Consider the following 21952-nt stretch of genomic DNA (forward strand, 5'->3'; position numbering starts at 1 on the left):
TTCCGCTCCCCTCGTCTTCTTCTCCCCTGTATTCATCCATCTCTTCCAGACAGTAAATAGTCCTATGGAACCAATTTCCTCTTGCACTTCGCATACATTGTCGCTAGACTTGCAAAAGACCCGATTCGCTTCCGCACACAAAAGCAAAAAGCGAAAAGGAGTGGTTCTTACCATGAAGACACGAGAAGCGCGAACGCGCTTTTTCTTCTTTCTCAACAGTTTTGCCTTGCTTCTTCTCTGCCTGTTCGTCACGCCGACGAGCGCAATGGCACCTCATTCAAAGGGAACGCCGTCCGCGTCCGCTCTGGCAGATGTAGTCCAAACAGCAACAGCACCTGTGCCGACAGCCAAGAAGCAAACAAAAATGTCTATCCCTCAAACGCAAGCAAAACGCGATCATATCCAAGTCAGTCGAGATGATCGCCGCAAAGTGATTCGCCATGGAAACGTAAAAATTTCAGATAGGGATATGGAACTGCTTGCCCGGTTGGTATATGCGGAAGGCCGGGGTGAACCGTATGAAGGACAAGTAGCGATTGCTGCTGTCGTATTGAATCGGGTAGCTTCATCACAATTTCCAAATACGGTGCGGGAGGTTATTTTTGCTCCCAACGCATTCTCGCCTGTCCAAAACGGCAGACTCTCGTCGAGAACGAACGAGAGCGTCAGAAAGGCTGTCGCGGATGCAGTGAATGGAAAGGATCCGACAAACGGTTCCCTTTATTTTTTCAATCCTGATACCGCAACATCCAAATGGATTTGGTCCAGGCCCCAAACGGTCGTGATCGGAAATCACCGCTTCGCCCGATAACGCCGAAAAATTTAATAATGATTTATTTTTATTTTATTGCGACTTTACTTTTGTCTGTTATCTTTTCATTGTAAGCACTTTTTCAACGCATTGAGAAAAAGTTCGATGTTCTTCCTAGAATGACTTCTTTAACGTAAGCATGGGTAGATCGATTTTTCCATCTAAATATGCCTACGCTAACAGTAGCTGGCTATTGACTGTGTTGGGTGAGAGCAATCCGGTCATGTGCGCCAATCGTTCATTTTCTCAATCGCCCCCAATAATTAGGCATTCCCACGCCGGGAATGCCCCTTTTTTTGCTATTTGCCTTATTCATGCTGGTTCTCTCCTTTTCGCGCTAGAAGCCGTAGACCGACATTCCGCCATCGACCGCAATCGTTTGCCCCGATATGTAACTGGCCGCATCCGAAGCGAGAAAAATCGCAGGACCAACCAAATCTTCGACATCGCCAATTCTTCCGCTCGGCGTCCGCTGCAGCACTTCTTGCAAAAAAGCTTCATCGTCGAGCAACGCTTCCGTCAGCGGCGTGCGGAAATACCAAGGTGCGATCGCGTTGACATTCACGCCGAATTTGCTCCATTCCAGCGCGAGCACTCTCGTCATCTGGATGACACCCGCTTTGCTCGCCCCATAAGCGACTCCCGTGCGCAGCGCAACAAGTCCAGCCACGGATGCGATATTCACAATCCGCCCGTAGCGCTGTTCACACATGACTTTTCCGGCCGCCTGACTGAGAAAAAACGCTCCCTTCAAATTCAGATCGACAACCCGATCCCATTCTTCCTCGTTGACTTCATGCGCTTTTTTGCGAATGTTCATCCCGGCGTTATTGACCAAAATATGCAGGCCGCCCAATGTCTCCAGCGTCTCGGCCACTACTTTTTCTGCTGCACCTGCCTCGGTCAAATCGGCTGTAATCGGCGTAGCCGCTCCCCCGCTTGCCTGAATCTCCTGGACCACTTCCTGCAAGTCCGCTTCTGTGCGCGCGACAACGGCAACCTCTGCCCCCGCCTCGGCCAAGCCGATCGCCAATGCTTTTCCGATGCCTCGTCCAGCGCCTGTTACGATCGCTTTTTTGCCTGTCAAATCAAATCTCGTCATGTTGTTCCCTCCATTCGTTCTCTCGTACTTCTCCATCCATCGCCTTTTCCCCTGTCTTTTGTTACAATATACCTGTAGGGAAAGGAGGCAGTCCGTTGCGCTTGTACAGTCAAATGACACTCGCTGAGCTGCAGGAAGAGATGGAACGCCTGCACGTGGAAGCCAAGGAGAAAAAGAAACTGGGTGACGAGTCCCAGCTTGCCATCATTACGCAAAAGTATTTCATGGCCAAGTCGTATTATTTGGGGACGAAAGAATTTCGCATTGGCGGAAAATACAGCGTTGCCGAATACGACCAGCCATTTACGATTGATTATTTCAACGGTGTATTCGCCTGGGGACGCTTCCCTGATTCGGATGAGCAGACAGGCTTTCCGGTAGGGATGCTGGAACTTTGGTTCGACTAAGCAAAAAGAGATCCGTGCATGCTGCTGCCATGCCTGATCTCTTTTTTCGTATGCGGCAACACAAGCCGTGCCCCATCTGGATATACTACTGGCAAAAACGAAAGCGAGCACAACCAGCATGGATGTCATTAACCTCACTCTGCTCCTCTTGCTTGCGCTCGGCATCGTGGGCAATAACGCGACCGTCTCGATCATGCGGCTGTTTTCGCTCGAACGCTATTTTCCGCTGCTTGAGCAGCATGGCTTGCAAGTAGGCATTATCATCTTGACCATCGGCATTCTCGCGCCGCTCGCAAGCGGAAAAGTCAATCCGGCTTCCGTGCTTGCCCTGTTCACCCATTGGCATACGATTCTGGCGATCATCATGGGGGTGTTTGTCGCCTACCTTGCGGGAAAAGGAACCGATCTGATGTCCGGCAATCCGCTCATTGTCACGGGCTTGTTGCTGGGAACGATCATCGGCGTCACCTTTTTCCGCGGAGTCGCCGTCGGCCCGCTGATCGCCGCCGGAATGCTCGCTTTTCTCCTGCAATTTTTGCCCAAGTAAAACGGAAAGCGAACGGGTCAACCCCAGCGCTCTTTCAACGTAAGGCCGTACGCCAAAATTTGCTGCGGGGTCACGAGCCGAAACCCTTGCTGTGCCCGATAATCGATCGTCAAGGAATCCGAGTCGATGTAGCCGATCGTCTCCGCATCAATCAGCAAAGTCATCGCTTCGACCTGCATCACCTGGTCATTTGGAGTTGCTTCATCCAGCCAAAGCGAATATTCCACGGTCATTCCGCAGCCGCCTACCAGTTCACCGCTAATGCGAACAGGCCGCGTCGCTTTTTGCAATTGGTCTACCGCTTCTTTCGTCAGCTTGATTCTCACCGTGTTCACGCTCCTGCATTGTTTTTCCAGCACTTTTGTATGCATCAACTCTCTCATGATAGCATACAATGCTTGAAAGGCAGCGGAAAGGACGATCTTCTATGAACATTTACGAACAGGACGGCATGTTTGTCGCGGAAGCCCAGTTCCAGTCGGAGCATGTAGTCATCTTCGCCAAGTCGTGGGAAGAAGCCAAGGAAAAACTGATGGTGCGGCTTCTTGTTCTCGAAATGATTGGCTGAACCAAAAGCGGGTCGTTTTTTGATGACCTGCTTTTTTTAACCGCAGAGAGGCCCCCTCCCCCTGTATTCGGACAAACGGCAAGGAGCTATCCCATTCATGACGACTACCACGATTTCTTCCTTGGACAAACAAGAACTGGTCGCGCAAATCAGATGGCAAACAGCGAGAGCCAATCGCAACAATGTCACGCGGACACAAGCGTACCTTGATTTTTACCGCGAGCATCCCGAGATTCACTGGGCCTTGCTTGCCCACCTCGTCTCGCGAAATGGCGGTTGGAATATGACGGATCTAAAAGGCGAATGGCTTCCTGCGATCATGGATGCGCAAGAAATCAAGCCTTTTTTCTGGTTGTTGGAGAGAAGCAACTGGCTCATTTTTCACGATGCTTACCCGCAACTCCTCTTGTATGCCCAGATGAAACAGCGGCAGGAAGACTTGAGCGCCCTGTTGAAACCTCTTGGCGTATCTGTGTTCATGCATTCGTATTGGCAAGAGTTTCTCGCTTCACGGGAAAGCTCGCGGCTCACTCGCGCATTGATCGTCAACGAGCAGCAATATATTGAACAGCGCGTCGTACATAAGCCGCTTGCGACGAACCGCGTTTTTTCGACGTATGTATTTTTCACGCAATCGCTGTTTTCGCTCAATCAAATTCTCTTTCCTTACAAAGCACATCCGACCGACAAAAGGTTGAACATCGTCGGCCTGAACGTGCAGCATTTTTCCGAACTCACCCAGCGGATCGACATTGGAAAAACGCTCTACCGCCTCTTGTTCGACGATCCGTACCGGCTGGACAAGATTGTGACGTTTTGCACACGCATTCCCCATACGGGCTCGCGCGCGGACTACTGGCCGCACTTGTTTACCCCGCGTCACCTGCCGCAAGCAAAGACAAAAACCGGATATGAACTGCGGCTGGAAGGCGACAACCTGATTTCTGGCAAACCGAAGCTGTACAGCCCTGCGCTGCAAACCGCCTGGGCAGATGTCGAGCACGCTCCTGCCGATGGCGTCGACTGGTTTCGCGATGAGAAATGGCGATTGGAAGTGGAAAAGCAAGCCGAACTGCCTCTGATCGACACGGACGCGTACATACGGGCTTTGCACTGGACCGAATACGGCGTAAAATTGGTGACAGCAATCACGTAGAAAAGGGAGGGCATGCCGCCATGCTCGATGAGCCCCGCAACGCTCTGCTTGCCCACCAGCGAGATTACCTCCTGTCCTGCCAGCTTCCGAGCGGAGCTTTTCGCCTTGGTCCTGACCGGGATCAGATCAATCCGTATTTTACCAACCTCGCCCTTATTTCGCTGGTCCGGCTACAGGAGCGGGAAGCGGTGCGCCGCTATTTGGACTGGTATTTGCAGCATCTGAGCCAAAATGGCTACATCAACGACTTTCGTCTCGATTCCGGGCAAGAGATCGACACGGGAGCCGCCGACAGTGAAGACAGCTACCATGCGACTTACTTCAGTCTCGTCAGCGAATGGGTGGAAAGCTGTGGCGACACTTCCTGGCTGTACGCCAATCAGGAGCAGCTTGCTTACTTGTTCCGGGGCATCGCCCGGTTGCAGCAAAAGGATGGGCTGACCTGGGCCAAACATTCTTTTCGCGTCAAATATTTGATGGACAACTGCGAGGTTGCCAAAGGGCTGGATGACGCCAGCTATTTGTTTGCGTTGCTCGGCAAGGAACCGCTCGCCCGGGAAGCGTCTGTGCGCGCCGTTGCCTGCAAGACGGGAATTGCCAACATGTACAGCCGTCTTCGCCGCTCGTTCGCCATGTACGACCGTTCGCATCCCGGCTGGAGAAAATGGTACCCGGACGTGACCTCGCAGGCGTTTCCCATCGTGTACGGCTTATGTGAGCCGGACATCGGCGCCATGCTCTATCAACGGATGACGAAAGCGTTCCCCCGCTTCGACACGTTTGACACTGGCGATATGTACCCGTGGATGGTCATGGGCGTTTGCGCCCGCATGATTGGCGATGAGCAGCGCGTCCGCACGATGCTCGATGCCGCAACAAACCTGTACATACACGGTCCACGTTTGCCGTATTGGCTGATTCACGAAGCAGGAAGATTCATCGAGTTGCTGCTGGACGATCAGGAGTCGGGCAGCAGTTGATTCACCCACGCGTAGCAAATGTTCAACTGCTCGTCGTCAATCAAGTCTGAGCGATGTTCAAACATAATTTTGACATCCGGATTTTCGTCCCGGACGATGCGCAAATAGTCTGCGATCGGCGCCCAGCCCTGCTCGGCTGTGCACTCCGGCAAGACAGGAAAATGGTTGTAGGCAAAAGTATCCGTCGCTTTCATCGTCCACAGATGCAGACTCCAGGCATATTTCGCATAGCTCTGAATGACCCGCTTCGCGTCGAAGTACGGGTCGATTTTTTGTTGGACGAACAATCGGCCCGTATCGAGGCACAGCTTGATTTTCGGGTACTTGTTCAGCAAAACTTCCAACACATCGGTTTCGTATACGTAACGATTGAGCGCGTCAAACTCCAGCACAGGCACAAACGCATATTTCTCGCCCATTTCCGTAAGCCAGGCAAACAATTGCTCGCTTTTTTCCTCAAACGCGGCGAGCGGATACTGCGATTCGAAAACATAGTCGCTCGGATCGGCGAACCGCCAATTTTGCCAGTCCACACGGTCGTCCAAAATGACAGGCTTCGGGTAGTGGAACAGGACGTAGGCGGGCTTGATTTCGCGCATGTAGTCCAGCTCGTCGACAATCCGGGCAAATGCTTCTGCGCGAACCTTTTCGTCTGGGTGCATAAACAGCGCGTCCCTCAGCTTCGCTTGACCAGCCCGCAACGGAAAATGAACGCCAATCTGAAAACCGTTGGCCTCTGCTTCGCGCTGCAAGCAGCGAAGATCTTCTTCCGCAGGCAGCAGGCATGCTTCGATTCCATAAAATCCTTTGCGGAAGTCTCGCTCGTACTTTTTCCGATCGAAATGCCCGTATTGCCCGATCATGAAGTTTTTCATGGATACGCTCCTTTCCCTGATTGTTCCAACAAAATCGCTCGTTTTATGAAGCGTTGTTTACGAAAAGCGCAACGAGTGAAGAGGCGTACCACGAAATATTCCGTAGCTTCGAGGTATGGTGGACCAGTCTCATTGGCGGGTTTTCCCTGGAGCGCTCGATTTCATCCCTTGGCAGAGAGCTTTACGATCATGTAGTCGACTACGTTACACAAAACGCCATCGCGCCAACAAAGATGGACGTACCCTTCCCGAAATAGCAAAAGAGAGTTGCACCACACCAGGGTCAACTCTCTTATTGCGTTTCTATCCTATGTGTTTCCCTTCGTATCCGCATCATGCGACACGACCAAAAACGGTGTCAGCTCGCCGTTTTCCCAGAAAAACGGCAGTACGGCGATCGGCACTTGCCCTTTTGAGGCAAAGTCGTAAGTGAGACGGGCCAGCAAGTTCGCCCCGACCTCGCCATTCATGTCCGCGATAATGAGTACGTCCTGATGCGGGATGGCAACGCCAAGCGAATCTCCTTGTTTTTCCTGGTCAAACTGGCGGAGCAGCGAATCGAGCAACACCCTGCTCGCCGCATAGCCGTCTTGCGGACTGATAAAATGAATCCGGTTGCCCGCTACCTCCTGTGTTTTCACGGTATACGGCAGCTGTTGCAAGTTGTCCATCGCGTACGCATGAAGCTGTTCAGCCGTCCATTCTGCCGCAACCAGCATGTCAGGCGTAATCAAGCCGTAGCCCTCTCCCTGATCGAGCGCATACAGCACGCGTGTATCTGCCGTGTGCTCTTTGACTACCCAGCGGTCCGGGTATTTTTTGACCATAGAAGCATGGCGCAAGACAGGGTATACGTTTTGCTCCTGCCCTTTTAAAGTGAGTTTTTTGTCCGTCATGCTCGCTCCTCCTATTCCCAAGGCGGCGTATCGTCCGGCTCCCCTGGCATTGCTGCCATCGGCGGAGAATAGCTGCTGCGCGATTCGATTTCTTGAACGATCTCCGCAAGTGATTTCGGTTTGGCAAATTCAACAGGAGATACCCCACGCTCAAACTGAAGCTGCTCCCCTTCCAAAATGACGACATAACGACCGTTGACTTTGGCAATATGCAAAGTAGAGCCGTAATCCGCGAGCAAGGTGCGAATTTGCATGTGATCGAGCTTGAACTTCAGTTCGACCTCCGGCTGGCGGTCGGTGATGATCTGCATCGCTTCCATCACCGTCTCGTGCTCCCACTTCTCGGACAGCTCCCGCTTGGGGCTGGCGGCAATCAGCTCAATTGCCTCTACTTCGCGCACGCGCTCCTCGGATTCCTCCGGATAGGTGTACTCGATATGCTGGCGGGCGAGAGAAATGACCTCATCGGAGACGATTTGCGTCACCGTTTGCGGATATTCAATAAAGCGCAAAAATTCCTCGAAGTAACGCGCGTGGGAAAACTGATGGATCTTGACGTGGTACGGATCATTCATCCCGGATTCGATCATGTACGGATACATCAGCGACTTCATGTTTTTCGCATTGATCGCCATCCGCACGTTGGAAATCAGGCTCTTTTCATCCGTAATGACGGCTGTTTTTTGTTCAAAATCGCATTTCAAAATAAAGACGTAGCGCTCATCGAGCAGCTCCAGACGCGTGCGCACCACAATCAGCACGCCGCCTCTTACTTGCGACGTCCGCAAATAAGACTGGATCAGCTCCTGGCAAGGCTCCCTGCTTTCGCTTGGCGTCTCGGCTACAAGCAAACGGTTGAGCAAGGCATAGTTCGGATTGGAATCGAGCGGATGCCCCGGCTCCAGGACAAATTGTCCGAGCTTCGTCGGCGTCCCGTCCGTCTTCGGATTCATTTCCACCTTGCGCTTGGCGATACGTGCGAACTCGCCATCCAAAAAGTCGCGCAACTCGCTGCGCTGATATTCATCATGCCCCAAATAGCGGGTCATGCGCACCTGCTTGATGCCGTCTTCTTCCTCAGGTTGTTCAATCAAATAAAAGGATAACCAGTCAATGATAAAATTCATACCCGTCGCTCCTGTCTACATGTAACGAACTGATTATAGCAAACCTGCATGAAAAAAGGTCAGGCTTTTTCCATTCATGGTAAGATGGCTACAGGAGGGAACGGTTATGTGGACGGAAGTAAAAGAATGGTGGACGAACAATGTCCGGGACAAGCCCTATCGCGCGGGAACGGTGGCAGGCGCCTATCAGATCAAGCAAGTGCTCGGGATGGGCAGCTACGGCATCGCCTACCTGGCTATCCATCGCGCAACAGGTGAGAAAGTCGTGCTCAAGCAGGTCAAACCAAGCTTGCGCCATAAGCCAAAGGGCGAAGCCATGCAGGAGTACGAGCGCAAAGTGCTGTCCTCGCTGTCGCACCCGCAATTTCCGCGGTGTCTGGACGCTTTTCGGTTTCGCAACGATTCCTTTCTCGTCATGACGTATTTGACGGGGCCTACGCTTGAAGAGATGCTGTTCGAACGCGGCATTGTCGTGACGGAGCGGCAATGCGCCCTCTATATGAAGCAAATTGGCGAGCTTGTCGCTTACTTGCACGACCGCGGACTGATCCATCGCGATGTCCGCATCCCAAACGTCATCTGGCAGGAAGGAAATCCGTACTTGATTGACTTTGGGCTGGCGCGGTTCGTCGGTGACAAGCCGACTTACACCGAAGAGACACTCAGCGCCTATCCGTCTGAAAAGCAGCTCAAGCGGGAAGTAGCGCCTTCGAGCGACCTGTATGCGCTCGGGCACTGTTTTCTGTTTCTGCTCTATTCCGGCTACTCTGCGGATGAGAATGCGCCGGAACGAAGCTGGGAGGAAGAGCTTTCCTTATCGCCAGAGATTCGTCTGATGATCCGAAAGCTGTTCCAGTTGGACACGCCCTACTCAACCGTCCGCGAGTGGCTCGCAGATCTGGATGCGTACTTGCAAGCCAGCGAGTGCCCTGCCAGCGAATACGAACAGGCATAAGCCATACACAAAGCAGGGCGCCGGGAAACAAACGGCAGCCCTGCTTTTTTCCGAGAAAGAGACGGATAATTCCCCGCGAACAAAAAGGGAATATTTGTACATGTTGGATAAAAATCGGTTTCGTTTTTATGACACCCGGTCGAATAGATTATCTGTCCCAAATCAACTATCATATTTGTAACCTGAATATTAGGAATTTTCATTCGCAGTAAAAAAAGGGGGCATCAAGTTTGAATCATACTCCACTACCCACTAGAGAAAATAAACAGACGGGAAAAGAGCAGTATGAGTTGAAAAGAGGTTTGCGCGCAAGGCACATGTCGATGATTGCCATCGGCGGCTCGATCGGGACAGGCTTGTTTCTGGCGAGCGGCTCGACCATTCAATCCGCAGGGCCAGGGGGCGCGCTTGCCGCTTACGGTTTGATCTGTATCATGATTTACTTTTTGATGACGAGTTTGGGCGAGATGGCTACCTTCCTCCCCGTATCAGGCTCGTTCAGTTCGTACGCTTCCCGCTTTGTCGACCCGGCACTTGGCTTCGCCCTGGGCTGGAACTACTGGTACAACTGGGCCGTGACGATTGCGGTGGAGATTTCGGCTGCCGCCTTGATCATGAAGTTCTGGCTGCCGGAAAGCTCCTCGCTGTTATGGAGCGGTCTGTTTCTCGCCTTGTTGTTCGTGTTGAATTTTCTCTCCGTCAAAGCATTCGGTGAAGGTGAATATTGGTTTGCACTCATCAAAGTCATTGCTATCATCTGTTTCATCGCGATCGGTCTGATGATGATCGTCGGGATTATGGGCGGCGAAGCAGTCGGATTTAAAAACTTCACTGTCGGCGACGCTCCGTTCCACGGCGGGTTCATGGCGATGATCGGCGTGTTCATGGTGGCCGGATTTTCTTTTCAAGGTACGGAACTGGTCGGCGTAGCAGCAGGCGAGAGCGAAAATCCGCGAGTCAATGTGCCGCGGGCCATCAAGCAAGTTTTCTGGCGCATCCTTCTGTTCTACATTTTGTCCATCGCCGTCATTGGCCTTTTGATCCCGTATACAGATCCCAACCTGATGAGCGGTGATGTGGACAACATTTCTGTAAGCCCTTTCACTTTAGTTTACGAAAGAGCAGGACTGGCGTTTGCGGCATCGGTTATGAATGCAGTCATTCTCTCATCCGTTTTGTCTTGCGGAAACTCGGGCATGTACGCCTCCGCTCGCATGCTGTGGATTTTGGCAATGGAAGGCAAGGCACCGAAGTTTTTGAAAAAGATCAACTCGCGCGGCATTCCGACACGCGCTCTGTACGCGACGACAGCGGTAGGCATGCTCGCTTTTCTCGCTTCTTTGTTTGGCGATGGCGTCGTGTACATGTGGCTGCTTAATGCGAGCGGCATGTCCGGCTTTATTGCCTGGGTCGGCATCGCCATCTGTCATTACCGCTTCCGCAAAGCGTACCTTGCCCAAGGACGCAGCCTCAGCGATTTAACTTACCGGGCCAAATGGTATCCGTTCGGACCTGTGTTCGCCTTCGTCCTTTGCTCCTTCATTATTATCGGGCAAAACTACAGCGCATTCACTGGCGACACCATCGACTGGAACGGCATTCTCGTCTCCTACATCGGCTTGCCCATGTTCATCCTGCTGTGGCTTGGCTACAAGTTCGTGAAAAAGACCAAAGTCATTCCGCTGCAACAATGTCAGCTTACAAAAGACGAGTAATCGATCAAAATAAGCAGGGCGCCGCATTGGTCGGCAGCCCTGCTCTTTTTTACTGTTACAGTGGGGTTACTCAGAAATTGGCTCCTGTTTGGCCGCTTCCATCTTTTCTTTCAGTTCGCCCGCTTCGCGGCGAAGCGTTTGCCGCTCTTGCTTGCCCAACACTTCTCCCCCAACCGCGCCATTCACCAGCAAGTCCTCTTCATACAAACGATCTTTGCGCATGGAACCCTCCTTAGAACAAGACGTGTGCTTCTTGTCCTACTTTGTTCCAAAGCCGCCCTTCTTATGTACGCGCTTTGCCGAAGAAGACTCTTTGCCTGCATTCATTGGTGGTTTGCCGCCACCAGCTTTGCGGTCTTGCGGTTTTCCTTTTCCGGCTGGCTTGGCTGTTGGTTTGGCCGCTGGCTTTCGCTCCGGTCTTGGATCTTCCAAAGCGCCGTACGCCATCGTTTTTTCGGCAATCGCCAGTTCCGTCTGCTTGGCGAACTTTTGGATAATAAACCGCTCCTGCGGACTGAGAATCGAGAACACAAGTCCGGCACGGCCCATCCGTCCCGTCCGTCCGCTGCGGTGAATGTACGTATCCGCATCTGGGGCCGGATCGTAATGAACGATACATTCGACTTCCGGGATATCGATTCCGCGGGCCGAGACATCCGTCGTAATCAATACCGGGAACGCCCCGTCGCGGAACTTTTGCAGCGTACGCGCTCGATCTTCCTTGGATGCATCGCGATGCAACAGGCGGCATTCCAAATGGTGGTAGTTCAGTTTGGACACGATCTCATCCACTTTTTCGATCTGATTGACAAAAACGATCGAGGAGCGAACATTGACGAGCCGAAGCAACCGTCTGAGCGTGTCCACTTTTTTTCGCGGATCAGAGACGAGATACAGATGCGCGACTCCTGCTGCGCCCTCTGGTGCTTGCGCCCGAACAAGCACAGCCTCTTTTGTGAACACTTTGGCTGCCGCGACGATCTGGTCTGAAATCGTTGCGGAAAACAGCAAACGCTGGGTGTCCCGCAATGTTTTTTTCATGACCTCCTGGACCGGCTTGCCAAAACCTGCATCGAGCATTCTGTCGGCTTCATCGACGACGACAGTCTTTACTTCGTGCACCTTCAGTTTTCTTTGATCGATCAGCTCCAGCAGACGACCAGGCGTAGCGACGACGAGCACTGGCTTCTTCTTCAACCGCTCCACCTGGCGTTTGACGTCCACTCCACCGATGATCGGCAAAACCGCATGATCGGCTCCTGGCAAAAGCTTTTCGGCTTCTTTGGCGATCTGCACGACCAGTTCGTGCGTCGGTGCCAGCACAAGAACCTGCACATCTTTTTTATCCATATCGATTTTCGTTAGCAGCGGCAGTAAGTAGGCAAACGTTTTGCCTGTTCCCGTAGGCGATTCGATCAAGGCGTCCCGTCCGGCTAATATCAATGGGATCGCTTCCACCTGCACGGGTGTCGGCGTCTCCATTTTTTGGTCGCGCAAAATCGCTACAAGCGGCGCGTTAATTTGTAAATCTGCAAACGTGGTGCTCACAAGAACCCTCCTGGCGTAAAAAAGTACATTGGGTAAGCTTACCACACTTTGCCCATGTATAACAGAGGGCCTGCGCTTGAATCGTTCCAGCGAAAGCCCGATTGCCCAGAGCGGAAAAAGGGCGAAATCCAAAGTGGACTCCGCCCGCCAGCCATTTTACCCGTTATTCGAATCGATTCGGGTCTCCTGCTTCTCGCCCTGGTCTTGGCGATCCCGACTGGTCGTCTGGTTTCGCGTCCCTTTCGGACTGTCCTGGTACTCCTCTACTTCCTTTTGAAATGCTTCATCATAGCCGCGCACGGCCCTCACCTCCTGTCCCTATTTTTCCCCTGGTGATCGTTTATTATTTTCCTGAAACTTTTTACCCATTTATCCGTCCTTACCATATAGCAACAGTCAATTTTAACACCAGATGGATGTGGAGAAATCATGCAAACTTTATCACGTGCCCGCACACGCAAACGCGCAACTCGCAAAAGACCTTGGCGCTGGGTCAAGCGCCTGATGCTCGTGTCAGCTTTGACTTGCACGACGCTCGCTTTGTTAAGTATCATCTTTTTGTTTGGGACGAAAAACGGAGAAGAGCTGCGCGAGTGGGCGGCAGGCACCTTGCTGACCACGCAGCACGACTACTGGGCGCCGTATACATTTTTGCCGGAAGAAAAATTGAATGCATTAAAGCAGCAAATTCGCAATCCGGAAGTGATCAATTCAGAGCCTGACGGCACGACCAAGCCGGAAGAAACGCCTACCACAGAACAGCCTGTAACCGTCACGCTGCCGGAAAAGCCGAAAGAGTTGGTCGAAATCGAAGACATCGACGTGACCAAAGAGACGTACTATTTCAAAGGAAAAATCATGTACATCCACGACCCGAAACGGGTACAGCTCGTCGTAACAAACCGCAAAGACCGCGGCGATCTGCTCGATGAATTTGTCAAAAAAACCAATGCAATCGGCATCGTCAACGCAAGCGGCTTCTCCGACCCAGATGGCTACGGAAAAGGAGCCAAGGCGTACGGCGTGGTCATCCACGACGGGAAAATTTTGCAAGGCTATAATCCCAAAAGCGGCGAGACAGCCTTGGGCATCACTTACGAAGGCAAGCTGATTACAGGCAACTACACGGCCGAACAATTGGTCAACATGGGCGTTCGCGATGCGATGAGCTTCCGTCCGCAACTGATTGTAAACGGGAAAAACATGTTCAAAGACAAGCCGGCCAAAAGCTGGGGCATCCAGCCACGGACCGCGATCGGGCAAAAAGCGGACGGCACGATTGTATTCGTCGTCATCGACGGCCGCCAGCCGGGGCATTCCATCGGGGCGAGCATGAATGACCTGGCGGAACTGCTGGAAGAGCATGGGGTTGTAACTGCCATGGCGATGGACGGCGGCTCCAGCTCGATGATGCTCCATAACGGCGAAGCGATTACGAAAACATCGTGCCCATACTACCGGGGCCGATACCTTCCAAATGCCTGGGCAGTCATTTAGGTTGTCTTTCCTCCATTTTGCTTACGGAAAGGAATTTGCTTACATGCATACGGTGTTTCATTACAGTGAAGACTCTGCCATTGCCGATTTTCAGCCGCGGCTGCATCCCAGCCACCCAAGCCTGCCTCCCCTCGTCTGGGCGATTGACGCGGCTCGTGCACCGATGTATTACTTCCCGCGCGACTGTCCGCGCATTGCTTTTTATGCGAAGCCAGATTCGTCTTCGGCAGACAAGGAACGTTTTCTCGGGCTGACTAGCGCCAAAATGGTCATTGCGATCGAAAGCCGCTGGTATCCGATCCTTGCGCAGACGACGCTTTACCAGTACACGTTTGCGGCCGATTCCTTTTCGTGCCTCGACGAAGGGGCGGGCTACTTCGTCTCCAAAGAGCCTGTCCAACCGTTGCAGGTCACAGCCATGGGCGATTTGCTCGCCTGTCTTGGCGAAGCGGACATTGAGCTGCGAATCACACCGTCGCTGACGCCGCTCAAAGAAGCTTTGCTCGACAGCAGCCTGCACTTCTCGATGATTCGCATGCGCAACGCCCGCTGACGAAGCTCACGACTTTTTGGCCAAAAGAAAACAGGCAGTCCCACTGAATGTGGCTGCCTGTTTTTTTATTACAGCTTGATTGGTGTTTTTGCCTGTTCCAGACTCCATTTCTCAACATCCCACGTCTGTGTCACCCAATCCTCGTAGAAGTCAGGTTCGTGGCATACGAGCAGGACAGTCCCTTTAAATTCTTTTAATGCACGCTTCAATTCTTCCTTCGCAACGACATCCAAGTGGTTGGTCGGCTCGTCAAATACAAGCCAGTTGCTTTCCCGTTGCAAAAGCTTACAGAGACGCACTTTTGCCTGCTCGCCCCCGGAGAGTGCGTTCAGGTTGCGATTGATATGCTCGTTTTTCAAACCGCAGCGCGCCAAAGCTCCGCGCACTTCGTGGTTGTTCATGGCCGGAAACTCGTTCCAGACGTCATCCAGTGCCGTGATCGGCTTGGCTTTCACTTCTTGTTCGAAGTACGCAGGGTGCAGGAAGTCGCCTTGCTCCAGCTTGCCGCCAAGTGGCGGGATGATGCCGAGCAGCGTCTTCAACAGTGTCGATTTCCCCACACCGTTCATTCCGACAATCGCTACTTTTTCGCCGCGCTCCAGCTTCACGCTGAGTTTAGGCAGCAGCGGGTGCGAATAACCGATCTCCAGGTTTTCTGCCTCAATCACGAAGCGGCTGCTCGCGCGTGCTTCTTTGAAAATGAACGAAGGCTTCGCTGCCGTTTCCGGCTTGTCAAGGCGATCCATTTTATCCAGTTGCTTCTGACGGCTTTTCGCGCGCCCTGTAGTGGATGCACGCGCTTTGTTGCGGGCGATAAAGTCTTCCATGCGGGCGATTTCTTCCTGCTGCTTTTCAAAAGCGTCGAAGTGCTGGCTGCGCTTCATCTCGGACTGTGCAAGGAACGACTCGTAGTTGCCTGTATAGCGGTTCAGCTTGGTAAACTCCAGATGGTAGATCACGTTGACGACTTCGTTCATGAACGCGGTATCGTGGGAGATCAGCATGAACGCATACGGATATTCGCGCAAGTAGTTTTTCAGCCACACAATATGCTCTTCGTCCAAATAGTTCGTCGGCTCATCCAAAAGCAGAACAGTCGGCTGCTCCAGCAGCAATTTTGCCAGAAGAACCTTCGTCCGCTGACCCCCGGACAAGGAAGCAACGTCGCGCTCCAGACCGATAGCGCTCAAACCGAGAGCGTTCGCGATCTCATCGACTTTGGCATCGATCAAATAAAAACCGCTCGTCTCCAGCTTATCCTGAATTTCGCCCATGCGCTCCAGCAGCTCTTCCAGTTCCTCAGGCGTTGCTTCGGCCATTTTTTCCCCGATCGCCATCAGTTCCTGTTCTTGCTCCAAAAGGGGCAGGAACGCATCTTTCAGCACGTCACGGATGGTTTTGCCTGCTTGCAGCTTCGTGTGCTGATCGAGGTATCCGTATTGAATTTTCGGCATCCACTCGATACGGCCGTGATCTGCGATGTTTTGGCCCGTCAAAATGCCCATCATCGTGGACTTTCCTGTACCATTAGCTCCAACAAGTCCTACGCGGTCATTCGGCTGCAAACGGAACGACACGTCGCGGAACAAAATCCGATCCCCAAACCCATGGGACAAATCTTCTACAATCAAAACACTCATGCTTGCTTCTTCCTCCTGTTTCCTCTGTGAGGTCTACAAAATGATTCTTTCAAAATAAGCCGGCTCGTACCGTTCTTCATAGGTCTCGCCAGACAATATTAACTCATCCAAGCGCACGCGCATGTCTTGCAGATTGATGCCTTGCATAGCCGTATTCAAAATCGTCGCTCTCGCCATCAATCTGAGCGTATTCACTTCATCGGTCAGTTTATCGCCGAATACTTTTCCGCTGTGCGCGATCTCTGAACGATGATTGTACGATTTTTTGACGAATTGGGCAATCTTTTGCCGCTGGGCATACGAGTCTCCGAAGTAGTACGCCATCCGTATCCGCAGTTTGTAGGTGATTTCTCCCTTTTTACCGTCAGGGGCAAACAGCGATTCCAGCGCGATCCACAAATCGAGCAGTTGGTCTTCGTTGCTTTTTTTCTCAAGAGACAGCACATAGCGGCGAAAAGCGAGGGATGGCAGTTGATGTTCCAAAATCCGCAGAAACGTGTTCTGCGTCGACTGGTCAAATGCCAGCTTGTTTCCGTCGATAGAGCGCTTCAAGTACGTGATCCCGCACATATTCCCGCTAACCGTCAGTACGTATGGAATGGAGCATGTCCCGTCAAACGCAGACAAGTTCAGCTTGTTCTCGATCTCTTCAATCCATGGGCGGTCGTCCGTTACTTTCATCTCGGCATGCTCTGCAACCAAAAACAGACTGGTGCGACTCACGCGCTGATCAAAAATGCGCTTGTTCTCGTCCATTTCGTTGCGCAAATAACGCGAGGCTATCTCGTACGGCCGCTCTGCTCCCGAGACCAAGTAGTACGAATTGGGCAGCTCGATCCGAATGGGCTGTTCTGTCGTCGAATTAAACACGGGTGCAATCAACAGTGGCATGAGCTGCTCCTTTCCGATCCATCAAAGCCTGGTTTTTTGTTTACATAATAAACATGCTGTTATGCTTTCAGTATCGTGCTTTTTGGCTCTTTTGACAACCTATCCATTGCTACCAATCGCGGGCACGCTTCCTTATAGAATACCAGCATTTCCTATGGTTCGTCACCATCTGATTGATACAAACTACGGAAAGAAGGAGCTGATTTTATGGAAAAGGATCATATTTTGGATGAGAACCCTCATCAAACTTACAATAATGTCGCAAAACCGCAAGAACAGACTGGCGAGCCTCTTTCCGGCTCCAAAAAAGTAAAGCAAAAAAACCATTCTCGTTCCATCAAGACCAGGGAAGGCTGAAAGCAATTTTCCCTGCGCAAGAACGGCATTGTGCAGAAGCCCGGACGGTTTAGACCGTGCGGGTTTCCTTTTTCTTACAATAAAAAAGATTGAATTGTCCCACAGGGATGATCTATGATGGATTCAGTATCCATGATGGAGGTTTAGCCCACTATGATCACTATTCCACTTCCGGGCAACAGCCCGCTTTCGAACGCGATCAGCTACAGTGTTTCTCCCTTGTACGAGCTGGCTGCCAGCCTGCATACCCTTGCCCAGCCAACTCCTCCTGAGCGCTTCACTTCATGGTCGGAAGACAAGCTTGAACAATTTGAATCTGTTCGTCTGAAAAGAGAATGGGACTATCTGCTGCCGCTGTTTCGTTACGGCATCCCCGATTCGTTCGATCCTGTACATACCAAAGGGGTCATGGCTGTCGACGATCAGTACGAATACTTCGTCACCCTGCCAACCGAAGAGTTTGTGCGAAGCGTGAGCCCGATGCTGGACCGATGGCTAGAGCAGCACAGCATCCCACAAGTGCTTCTCGATATACGGGAAGACTCCGATTATGTAAAAGGCCGCTTCAGCCTGTTTGTATCGTCTTATTGGCAAATGGTTTTCGAGGAGAACTGGGAGATCATCGCCCCGCAGTTTGTAAAAGAAGCCGAGCGCATCTACTATGCCGTGCAAGATATTCCTGCCATGCTTGCCTACTTGCACACCATTTCCCCTGCGTTCGCTTTTGATGAAGCGGCTCGTCATTTGACGCACCCGAGCGATGAGCCAAACCATGACGCGCAGCAGCTTATTTTGTACCCCAGCTATTATTATGCCCAAGAGCCTTGTTTACGAAAAATGGGGTCTAACGCCCACCTGCTGTATTCCTTCTCCTAATTTTGCCCACTAAAAACGCCCTTACGAAGGGCGTTTTTCATGCAACATATGCGCGACGATCAGCTTATCCAACTGCTGGCTTATTTTTACGATCTCGGGGTCAAGAAAATTGTAGCCTGCTTCTTTGGCTGCGCGTTCCAGCTTTTGGCGCAAGTCATCAATCATCTTATTTGTAATCTCCATGCTGCCAAGCCTCCACCCACGTCAGTCTCCCACTATTTTACATTATATAAGTACAGGTGGAAAGGGTAAGATGTGGAAGAAAAAAGCCCTGTAACCGTAATGAAGTGCCCCCTGTCAAGTAGACAGTGAAAAAAACAAAAAGCTTAGACACCAATCTGAACCTAGGTTGGTGTCTTTTTTATGCCACAGAACTTTGTAAATAGTGCCTATATTCTAGGGGCGTCATACAGTTTAGCCTTTTCTGGTACCGATGATTATTGTAGTAATGTATGTATTCCGTAATGGCTACTTCTAGCTCTTCGTATGTATTGAATTTCTGGAGATAGTACATCTCCGATTTTAACGTTCCCCAGAATGATTCCATTGGACCATTGTCGATACACCTAGCTACCCTCGACATGCTCTGAGTCATTCCCGTATCATCTAGTTTCTTCTTGAACATTTTGTTCGTGTATTGAAATCCTCGATCACTATGAAAGATGGGTTTCGCATTAGGATATGCCCGATGGGCAATATCAAACGTTCTAAACACAAGCTCATTGTTGTTCGAGTGCCCAATCACAAAAGAAACAATACTTTTATCCGACAAGTCCAGAATCGCACTCAAATAAGCCTTGCTTTGAAGGCCGTACTTCATTTCCGTTACGTCTGTGAGCCACTTTGTACCGAATTCTACGGATTTGAAATCCCTGCTCAAGACATTTTCTGCCGTGATTTCAGGCGTTGTCGGAACGTAATTCTTTTTCTTTTTGCGGCAAACGGATTTCAATTCTAAAATACCCATGAGTCTGTATACGCGTTTATAGTTGATAGAAAGATGGAACTGTCGATTCAGTTTGATGGTCATCTGGCGATAACCAAGAATCCCCTTTTTTTCTTCGTAGGCACGCTTAATCATAGGCAGCAACCCTTTGTTGAATTTCTCGTTTTCAGTTTCTTTCCTATTTCGCCACTTATAATACGACGAACGCGGAATCCCTGCGATTTCACAAAGCTGACTGATGGCATATGATTTACTGTCGTACAGATTACGGATGGCAAGATAAATAGGTTCATTGCGGACTTGGTTTAGGGTCGCCCCCTTTGAATTTCGTCTAGCTTTTTTAGAAAATCGATCTCCATTTGCTTTCTTTTATTCTCAGCTTGAAGCAATGTATTTTGTGCTCGTAGCTTCTCCACCTCAGACATCTCGTTTTCAGATTTTCGTTTCCCACGTTTGTCCTGAAGCGCATCTACGCCAAATTTTATGTATTTGTGTGTCCATGAGTAAACCTGCTGATAGGAAACCTGAAATTCTTTGGCTGTTTGGGCATGATTATGCTGATGTTCTAAGCAGAATTTCACAATTTCGATTCTTTCTTCGAAAGTAGTCGCTCGTCCTTTTGTCATGATTGGTGTTCCTCCTGCTCCGGAAGATTTCAACTTCTCATGACCATTATACTTTAGAATCCATTTACGCAGTTGGCGGGTTGATTTAATGCCATATCGCTTACATATCTCCATATGAGAAGCACCGCCAGCTAGATAGTCCTCAACAGCAGATAACTTCAGTTCTGCGGAATAAGTCCTGTTCTTAGGTGTACTGAGCAGTCCATCTGGACCTAATGATTGATAGGTTTGAAGCCATTGTTTCATGGAGGAAAAGGTAACGTCTAGCGTGCTTGCTAGATGATTGAGAGAATCTTCTCCACGGAGATATTTTTCGATAGCTGCGATCTTTTCTGGTCCAGCTATTTTTGCTTTATGGGACATAAAAAAATGCTCCTCCTTACAGGTAGACAGTTTTATTATTTCAACTGTCTACCCAAAGGGGAGCATATCATAAAGGTACAAGGCTTTTTTCGTAAAAGCTGCTGTTATTTCATCACGTGAATCGGACGACCCAGTGCCAGTTCAGCCGCTTCCATCGTCACTTCCCCAAGAGTCGGGTGAGCGTGGATGGTCAATTCGATATCTTCAAGGGTTGCGCCCATTTCAATCGCCAGTCCCACTTCTGCAATGATGTTCGAAGCTTCTGGACCAACGATTTGCGCACCGAGGACGAGATTCGTTTCTTTTTCGGCAATCAACTTCACGTAGCCCTCACCTGCATTGACAGAGAGCGCACGGCCGTTTGCTGCGAATGGGAAGCGTCCCACCACATAATCGATGCCTTGTTCTTTTGCTTCTCTTTCGTTGATACCGACGCTTGCGATTTCCGGATCGCAGAAAACAACTGCCGGGATCGCTTTGTAGTCGACTTCAGCAGGATGGCCTGCAATCGCTTCAGCGGCCACTTTTCCTTCGTAGGAAGCTTTGTGCGCCAAAGCTGGTCCTGCCACGATATCCCCGATCGCATACACGTTAGGAATGTTCGTACGGCCTTGCTTGTCGACGACGATCAGGCCGCGATCAGTCAGGTTCATGCCGATATCGCGAACGCCAAGCTCATCCGTGTTCGGACGGCGCCCAACTGTAACGAGAACGTATTCCGCCTCGATTTGCTGCGCTTCGCCTTTTACTTCTGCCTTGACGATTACGCCGTTCTCGGTTTCTTCCATTCCTTGCGCCAGCGCTTTGGTATGGATGGTCACGCCCAGCTTTTTCAGCTTGCGCTCAACGAGACGAGGCATATCTGGCTCGAAGCCAGGCAAAATTTGATCGGAGCCTTCCAGAATGGTTACTTTGGTGCCGAATTTCGCGAATACGGTACCCAGCTCGATGCCGATGTATCCGCCGCCGATTACAACCATGCTCTTAGGCAGTTCGGTCAAAGCCAATGCTTCTGTCGAGGACAGAACGCGTTTGCCGAACGGGAAAGCAGGGAGTTCGATCGGACGAGATCCGGTCGCGATGATGCAATGCTGGAAGCGATAGCGGTTCACGTCATAGCCGTGGAAGACGCGCACTTCGTTTTCGCTGACAAACAGTGCTTCACCTGGAATCACCTGGATTTTGTTGCCTTTGAACAAGGAGCTTACGCCACCTGTCAATTGCTTCACAATCCCGCTTTTCCACTCTTGAACCTTGGCAAAATCCACTTTGACGTTTTCCATGGTGATGCCCATGGATTCGGTATGTTGAGCGTGCTCATACGTGTGTGCAGCATGGATCATCGCTTTGGAAGGAATGCAACCTACGTTCAGGCACACGCCGCCGACTTCCGCTTTTTCCACAACTGCTACGGTTTTTCCCATTTGCGCGGCGCGAATCGCTGCCACGTATCCGCCTGGGCCCGCACCGATGACGAGCACGTCTACTTCTGTCGTAAATTCACCTACTACCATTG

General features: G+C 51.1%; 26 protein-coding genes. 12 read left to right on the plus strand and 14 right to left on the minus strand.

What is annotated here, in order from left to right; translation table 11 throughout:
• Nucleotides 1–172: 172 nt before the first annotated feature.
• A complete protein-coding gene (locus tag HP435_RS15970; RefSeq protein WP_122965385.1) occupies nucleotides 173–811 on the plus strand; it encodes a cell wall hydrolase in 639 nt (212 codons plus the stop codon).
• Between the two features lie 337 nt (nucleotides 812–1148).
• Here the strand turns inward: HP435_RS15970 and HP435_RS15975 are convergent, their stop codons facing one another.
• Nucleotides 1149–1913, minus strand: a complete 765-nt coding sequence (locus HP435_RS15975; protein ID WP_173599489.1) for an SDR family NAD(P)-dependent oxidoreductase — start codon at nucleotides 1911–1913, stop codon at nucleotides 1149–1151.
• A gap of 95 nt (nucleotides 1914–2008) precedes the next feature.
• Here HP435_RS15975 and HP435_RS15980 point away from each other — a divergent pair, with 95 nt between their 5' ends.
• Both HP435_RS15980 and HP435_RS15985 read left to right on the plus strand, forming a co-directional pair.
• On the plus strand, nucleotides 2009–2320 hold the full coding sequence (locus HP435_RS15980) for a YfhH family protein (protein WP_063228508.1): 312 nt from the start codon (nucleotides 2009–2011) through the stop codon (nucleotides 2318–2320).
• 118 nt (nucleotides 2321–2438) lie between these two features.
• On the plus strand, nucleotides 2439–2867 hold the full coding sequence (locus HP435_RS15985) for a DUF441 domain-containing protein (RefSeq protein WP_173599488.1): 429 nt from the start codon (nucleotides 2439–2441) through the stop codon (nucleotides 2865–2867).
• A 17-nt stretch (nucleotides 2868–2884) separates the two neighbouring features.
• Here the strand turns inward: HP435_RS15985 and HP435_RS15990 are convergent, their stop codons facing one another.
• Entirely contained in the window at nucleotides 2885–3193 is a 309-nt protein-coding gene (locus tag HP435_RS15990; RefSeq protein ID WP_063228506.1) for an iron-sulfur cluster biosynthesis family protein, read from the minus strand.
• Between the two features lie 101 nt (nucleotides 3194–3294).
• Here HP435_RS15990 and HP435_RS15995 point away from each other — a divergent pair, with 101 nt between their 5' ends.
• The 3 genes from HP435_RS15995 (at nucleotide 3295) to HP435_RS16005 (ending at nucleotide 5571) form a co-directional block, all read left to right on the plus strand.
• Entirely contained in the window at nucleotides 3295–3435 is a 141-nt protein-coding gene (locus HP435_RS15995; RefSeq protein WP_167470339.1) for a hypothetical protein, read from the plus strand.
• 97 nt (nucleotides 3436–3532) lie between these two features.
• Complete coding sequence (locus HP435_RS16000; protein WP_173599487.1) at nucleotides 3533–4591, plus strand: DUF2515 family protein; 1059 nt, start codon at nucleotides 3533–3535, stop codon at nucleotides 4589–4591.
• A gap of 20 nt (nucleotides 4592–4611) precedes the next feature.
• Entirely contained in the window at nucleotides 4612–5571 is a 960-nt protein-coding gene (locus HP435_RS16005) for a prenyltransferase/squalene oxidase repeat-containing protein (protein WP_173599486.1), read from the plus strand.
• Here the strand turns inward: HP435_RS16005 and HP435_RS16010 are convergent.
• The 3 genes from HP435_RS16010 to HP435_RS16020 all read right to left on the minus strand — a co-directional run bounded on the left by HP435_RS16010 (nucleotide 5550) and on the right by HP435_RS16020 (nucleotide 8469).
• Entirely contained in the window at nucleotides 5550–6446 is an 897-nt protein-coding gene (locus tag HP435_RS16010) for a sugar phosphate isomerase/epimerase (RefSeq protein ID WP_173599485.1), read from the minus strand. The genes HP435_RS16005 and HP435_RS16010 overlap by 22 nt on opposite strands.
• Nucleotides 6447–6754: 308 nt before the next feature.
• A complete protein-coding gene (locus HP435_RS16015; protein ID WP_173599484.1) occupies nucleotides 6755–7342 on the minus strand; it encodes a DUF1444 family protein in 588 nt (195 codons plus the stop codon).
• A gap of 11 nt (nucleotides 7343–7353) precedes the next feature.
• Nucleotides 7354–8469, minus strand: coding sequence for a DUF3900 domain-containing protein (locus HP435_RS16020; protein WP_173599483.1), 1116 nt, complete (start codon nucleotides 8467–8469; stop codon nucleotides 7354–7356).
• 106 nt (nucleotides 8470–8575) lie between these two features.
• Here HP435_RS16020 and HP435_RS16025 point away from each other — a divergent pair, with 106 nt between their 5' ends.
• Nucleotides 8576–9424, plus strand: coding sequence for a serine/threonine protein kinase (locus HP435_RS16025; RefSeq protein ID WP_173599482.1), 849 nt, complete (start codon nucleotides 8576–8578; stop codon nucleotides 9422–9424).
• 230 nt (nucleotides 9425–9654) lie between these two features.
• On the plus strand, nucleotides 9655–11139 hold the full coding sequence (locus HP435_RS16030) for an amino acid permease (protein ID WP_122965377.1): 1485 nt from the start codon (nucleotides 9655–9657) through the stop codon (nucleotides 11137–11139).
• Nucleotides 11140–11205: 66 nt separating this feature from the next.
• Here HP435_RS16030 and HP435_RS16035 read toward each other — a convergent pair whose 3' ends face one another.
• The 3 genes from HP435_RS16035 to HP435_RS16045 all read right to left on the minus strand — a co-directional run bounded on the left by HP435_RS16035 (nucleotide 11206) and on the right by HP435_RS16045 (nucleotide 12987).
• Nucleotides 11206–11361: a hypothetical protein gene (locus HP435_RS16035; RefSeq protein ID WP_173596552.1), complete on the minus strand. Its 156-nt coding sequence runs from the start codon at nucleotides 11359–11361 to the stop codon at nucleotides 11206–11208.
• A 36-nt stretch (nucleotides 11362–11397) separates the two neighbouring features.
• Nucleotides 11398–12687, minus strand: a complete 1290-nt coding sequence (locus tag HP435_RS16040) for a DEAD/DEAH box helicase (protein ID WP_173599481.1) — start codon at nucleotides 12685–12687, stop codon at nucleotides 11398–11400.
• 156 nt (nucleotides 12688–12843) lie between these two features.
• Entirely contained in the window at nucleotides 12844–12987 is a 144-nt protein-coding gene (locus tag HP435_RS16045; RefSeq protein ID WP_167470337.1) for a hypothetical protein, read from the minus strand.
• A 129-nt stretch (nucleotides 12988–13116) separates the two neighbouring features.
• Here HP435_RS16045 and HP435_RS16050 point away from each other — a divergent pair, with 129 nt between their 5' ends.
• Together HP435_RS16050 and HP435_RS16055 are read left to right on the plus strand one after the other, a co-directional pair.
• Nucleotides 13117–14184 carry a phosphodiester glycosidase family protein gene (locus HP435_RS16050; protein ID WP_122965375.1) on the plus strand — a complete coding sequence of 356 codons (1068 nt, stop codon included), beginning with the start codon at nucleotides 13117–13119 and terminating at the stop codon, nucleotides 14182–14184.
• 43 nt (nucleotides 14185–14227) lie between these two features.
• The gene (locus HP435_RS16055) at nucleotides 14228–14737 is read left to right on the plus strand and encodes a DUF6886 family protein (RefSeq protein ID WP_173599480.1); all 510 of its coding nucleotides are present in this window, start codon (nucleotides 14228–14230) and stop codon (nucleotides 14735–14737) included.
• 68 nt (nucleotides 14738–14805) lie between these two features.
• Here the strand turns inward: HP435_RS16055 and HP435_RS16060 are convergent, their stop codons facing one another.
• Both HP435_RS16060 and HP435_RS16065 read right to left on the minus strand, forming a co-directional pair.
• Entirely contained in the window at nucleotides 14806–16377 is a 1572-nt protein-coding gene (locus tag HP435_RS16060) for an ABC-F family ATP-binding cassette domain-containing protein (protein WP_122965373.1), read from the minus strand.
• Between the two features lie 33 nt (nucleotides 16378–16410).
• Nucleotides 16411–17268 carry a HEPN domain-containing protein gene (locus HP435_RS16065; protein ID WP_122965372.1) on the minus strand — a complete coding sequence of 286 codons (858 nt, stop codon included), beginning with the start codon at nucleotides 17266–17268 and terminating at the stop codon, nucleotides 16411–16413.
• A gap of 207 nt (nucleotides 17269–17475) precedes the next feature.
• On the opposite strand from HP435_RS16065, the gene HP435_RS16070 reads away from it, so the two are divergent.
• On the plus strand, nucleotides 17476–17625 hold the full coding sequence (locus tag HP435_RS16070) for a small acid-soluble spore protein P (RefSeq protein WP_063228492.1): 150 nt from the start codon (nucleotides 17476–17478) through the stop codon (nucleotides 17623–17625).
• A 153-nt stretch (nucleotides 17626–17778) separates the two neighbouring features.
• A complete protein-coding gene (locus tag HP435_RS16075) occupies nucleotides 17779–18501 on the plus strand; it encodes a hypothetical protein (protein ID WP_173599479.1) in 723 nt (240 codons plus the stop codon).
• Nucleotides 18502–18522: 21 nt separating this feature from the next.
• Here the strand turns inward: HP435_RS16075 and HP435_RS16080 are convergent, their stop codons facing one another.
• The 4 genes from HP435_RS16080 to lpdA form a co-directional block, all read right to left on the minus strand.
• Nucleotides 18523–18684: an aspartyl-phosphate phosphatase Spo0E family protein gene (locus HP435_RS16080; RefSeq protein WP_063228490.1), complete on the minus strand. Its 162-nt coding sequence runs from the start codon at nucleotides 18682–18684 to the stop codon at nucleotides 18523–18525.
• 178 nt (nucleotides 18685–18862) lie between these two features.
• Nucleotides 18863–19732 (minus strand): IS3 family transposase, encoded by an 870-nt coding sequence (locus tag HP435_RS16085; RefSeq protein WP_173600258.1) that lies wholly within the window; start codon nucleotides 19730–19732, stop codon nucleotides 18863–18865.
• A 20-nt stretch (nucleotides 19733–19752) separates the two neighbouring features.
• A complete protein-coding gene (locus tag HP435_RS16090) occupies nucleotides 19753–20436 on the minus strand; it encodes a helix-turn-helix domain-containing protein (protein WP_173600257.1) in 684 nt (227 codons plus the stop codon).
• A 104-nt stretch (nucleotides 20437–20540) separates the two neighbouring features.
• On the minus strand, nucleotides 20541–21950 hold the full coding sequence (lpdA, locus tag HP435_RS16095) for a dihydrolipoyl dehydrogenase (protein WP_122965370.1): 1410 nt from the start codon (nucleotides 21948–21950) through the stop codon (nucleotides 20541–20543).
• Between the last annotated feature and the right edge of the window lie 2 nt (nucleotides 21951–21952).

Origin of the sequence: Brevibacillus sp. HD3.3A, from assembly GCF_013284375.2 — a bacterium.
GTDB lineage: Bacteria > Bacillota > Bacilli > Brevibacillales > Brevibacillaceae > Brevibacillus > Brevibacillus parabrevis.

Excerpts from the sequence above, each read along its gene's own strand:
- HP435_RS15970 (WP_122965385.1), top strand. The coding sequence starts at position 173 with ATGAAGACACGAGAAGCGCGAACGCGCTTTTTCTTCTTTCTCAACAGT.
- HP435_RS15975 (WP_173599489.1), bottom strand. The coding sequence starts at position 1,913 with ATGACGAGATTTGATTTGACAGGCAAAAAAGCGATCGTAACAGGCGCT.
- HP435_RS15985 (WP_173599488.1), top strand. The coding sequence starts at position 2,439 with ATGGATGTCATTAACCTCACTCTGCTCCTCTTGCTTGCGCTCGGCATC.
- HP435_RS15995 (WP_167470339.1), top strand. The coding sequence starts at position 3,295 with ATGAACATTTACGAACAGGACGGCATGTTTGTCGCGGAAGCCCAGTTC.
- HP435_RS16000 (WP_173599487.1), top strand. The coding sequence starts at position 3,533 with ATGACGACTACCACGATTTCTTCCTTGGACAAACAAGAACTGGTCGCG.
- HP435_RS16005 (WP_173599486.1), top strand. The coding sequence starts at position 4,612 with ATGCTCGATGAGCCCCGCAACGCTCTGCTTGCCCACCAGCGAGATTAC.
- HP435_RS16010 (WP_173599485.1), bottom strand. The coding sequence starts at position 6,446 with ATGAAAAACTTCATGATCGGGCAATACGGGCATTTCGATCGGAAAAAG.
- HP435_RS16015 (WP_173599484.1), bottom strand. The coding sequence starts at position 7,342 with ATGACGGACAAAAAACTCACTTTAAAAGGGCAGGAGCAAAACGTATAC.
- HP435_RS16020 (WP_173599483.1), bottom strand. The coding sequence starts at position 8,469 with ATGAATTTTATCATTGACTGGTTATCCTTTTATTTGATTGAACAACCT.
- HP435_RS16025 (WP_173599482.1), top strand. The coding sequence starts at position 8,576 with ATGTGGACGGAAGTAAAAGAATGGTGGACGAACAATGTCCGGGACAAG.
- HP435_RS16035 (WP_173596552.1), bottom strand. The coding sequence starts at position 11,361 with ATGCGCAAAGATCGTTTGTATGAAGAGGACTTGCTGGTGAATGGCGCG.
- HP435_RS16050 (WP_122965375.1), top strand. The coding sequence starts at position 13,117 with ATGCAAACTTTATCACGTGCCCGCACACGCAAACGCGCAACTCGCAAA.
- HP435_RS16055 (WP_173599480.1), top strand. The coding sequence starts at position 14,228 with ATGCATACGGTGTTTCATTACAGTGAAGACTCTGCCATTGCCGATTTT.
- HP435_RS16060 (WP_122965373.1), bottom strand. The coding sequence starts at position 16,377 with ATGAGTGTTTTGATTGTAGAAGATTTGTCCCATGGGTTTGGGGATCGG.
- HP435_RS16065 (WP_122965372.1), bottom strand. The coding sequence starts at position 17,268 with ATGCCACTGTTGATTGCACCCGTGTTTAATTCGACGACAGAACAGCCC.
- HP435_RS16070 (WP_063228492.1), top strand. The coding sequence starts at position 17,476 with ATGGAAAAGGATCATATTTTGGATGAGAACCCTCATCAAACTTACAAT.
- HP435_RS16075 (WP_173599479.1), top strand. The coding sequence starts at position 17,779 with ATGATCACTATTCCACTTCCGGGCAACAGCCCGCTTTCGAACGCGATC.
- HP435_RS16080 (WP_063228490.1), bottom strand. The coding sequence starts at position 18,684 with ATGGAGATTACAAATAAGATGATTGATGACTTGCGCCAAAAGCTGGAA.
- HP435_RS16090 (WP_173600257.1), bottom strand. The coding sequence starts at position 20,436 with ATGTCCCATAAAGCAAAAATAGCTGGACCAGAAAAGATCGCAGCTATC.
- lpdA (WP_122965370.1), bottom strand. The coding sequence starts at position 21,950 with ATGGTAGTAGGTGAATTTACGACAGAAGTAGACGTGCTCGTCATCGGT.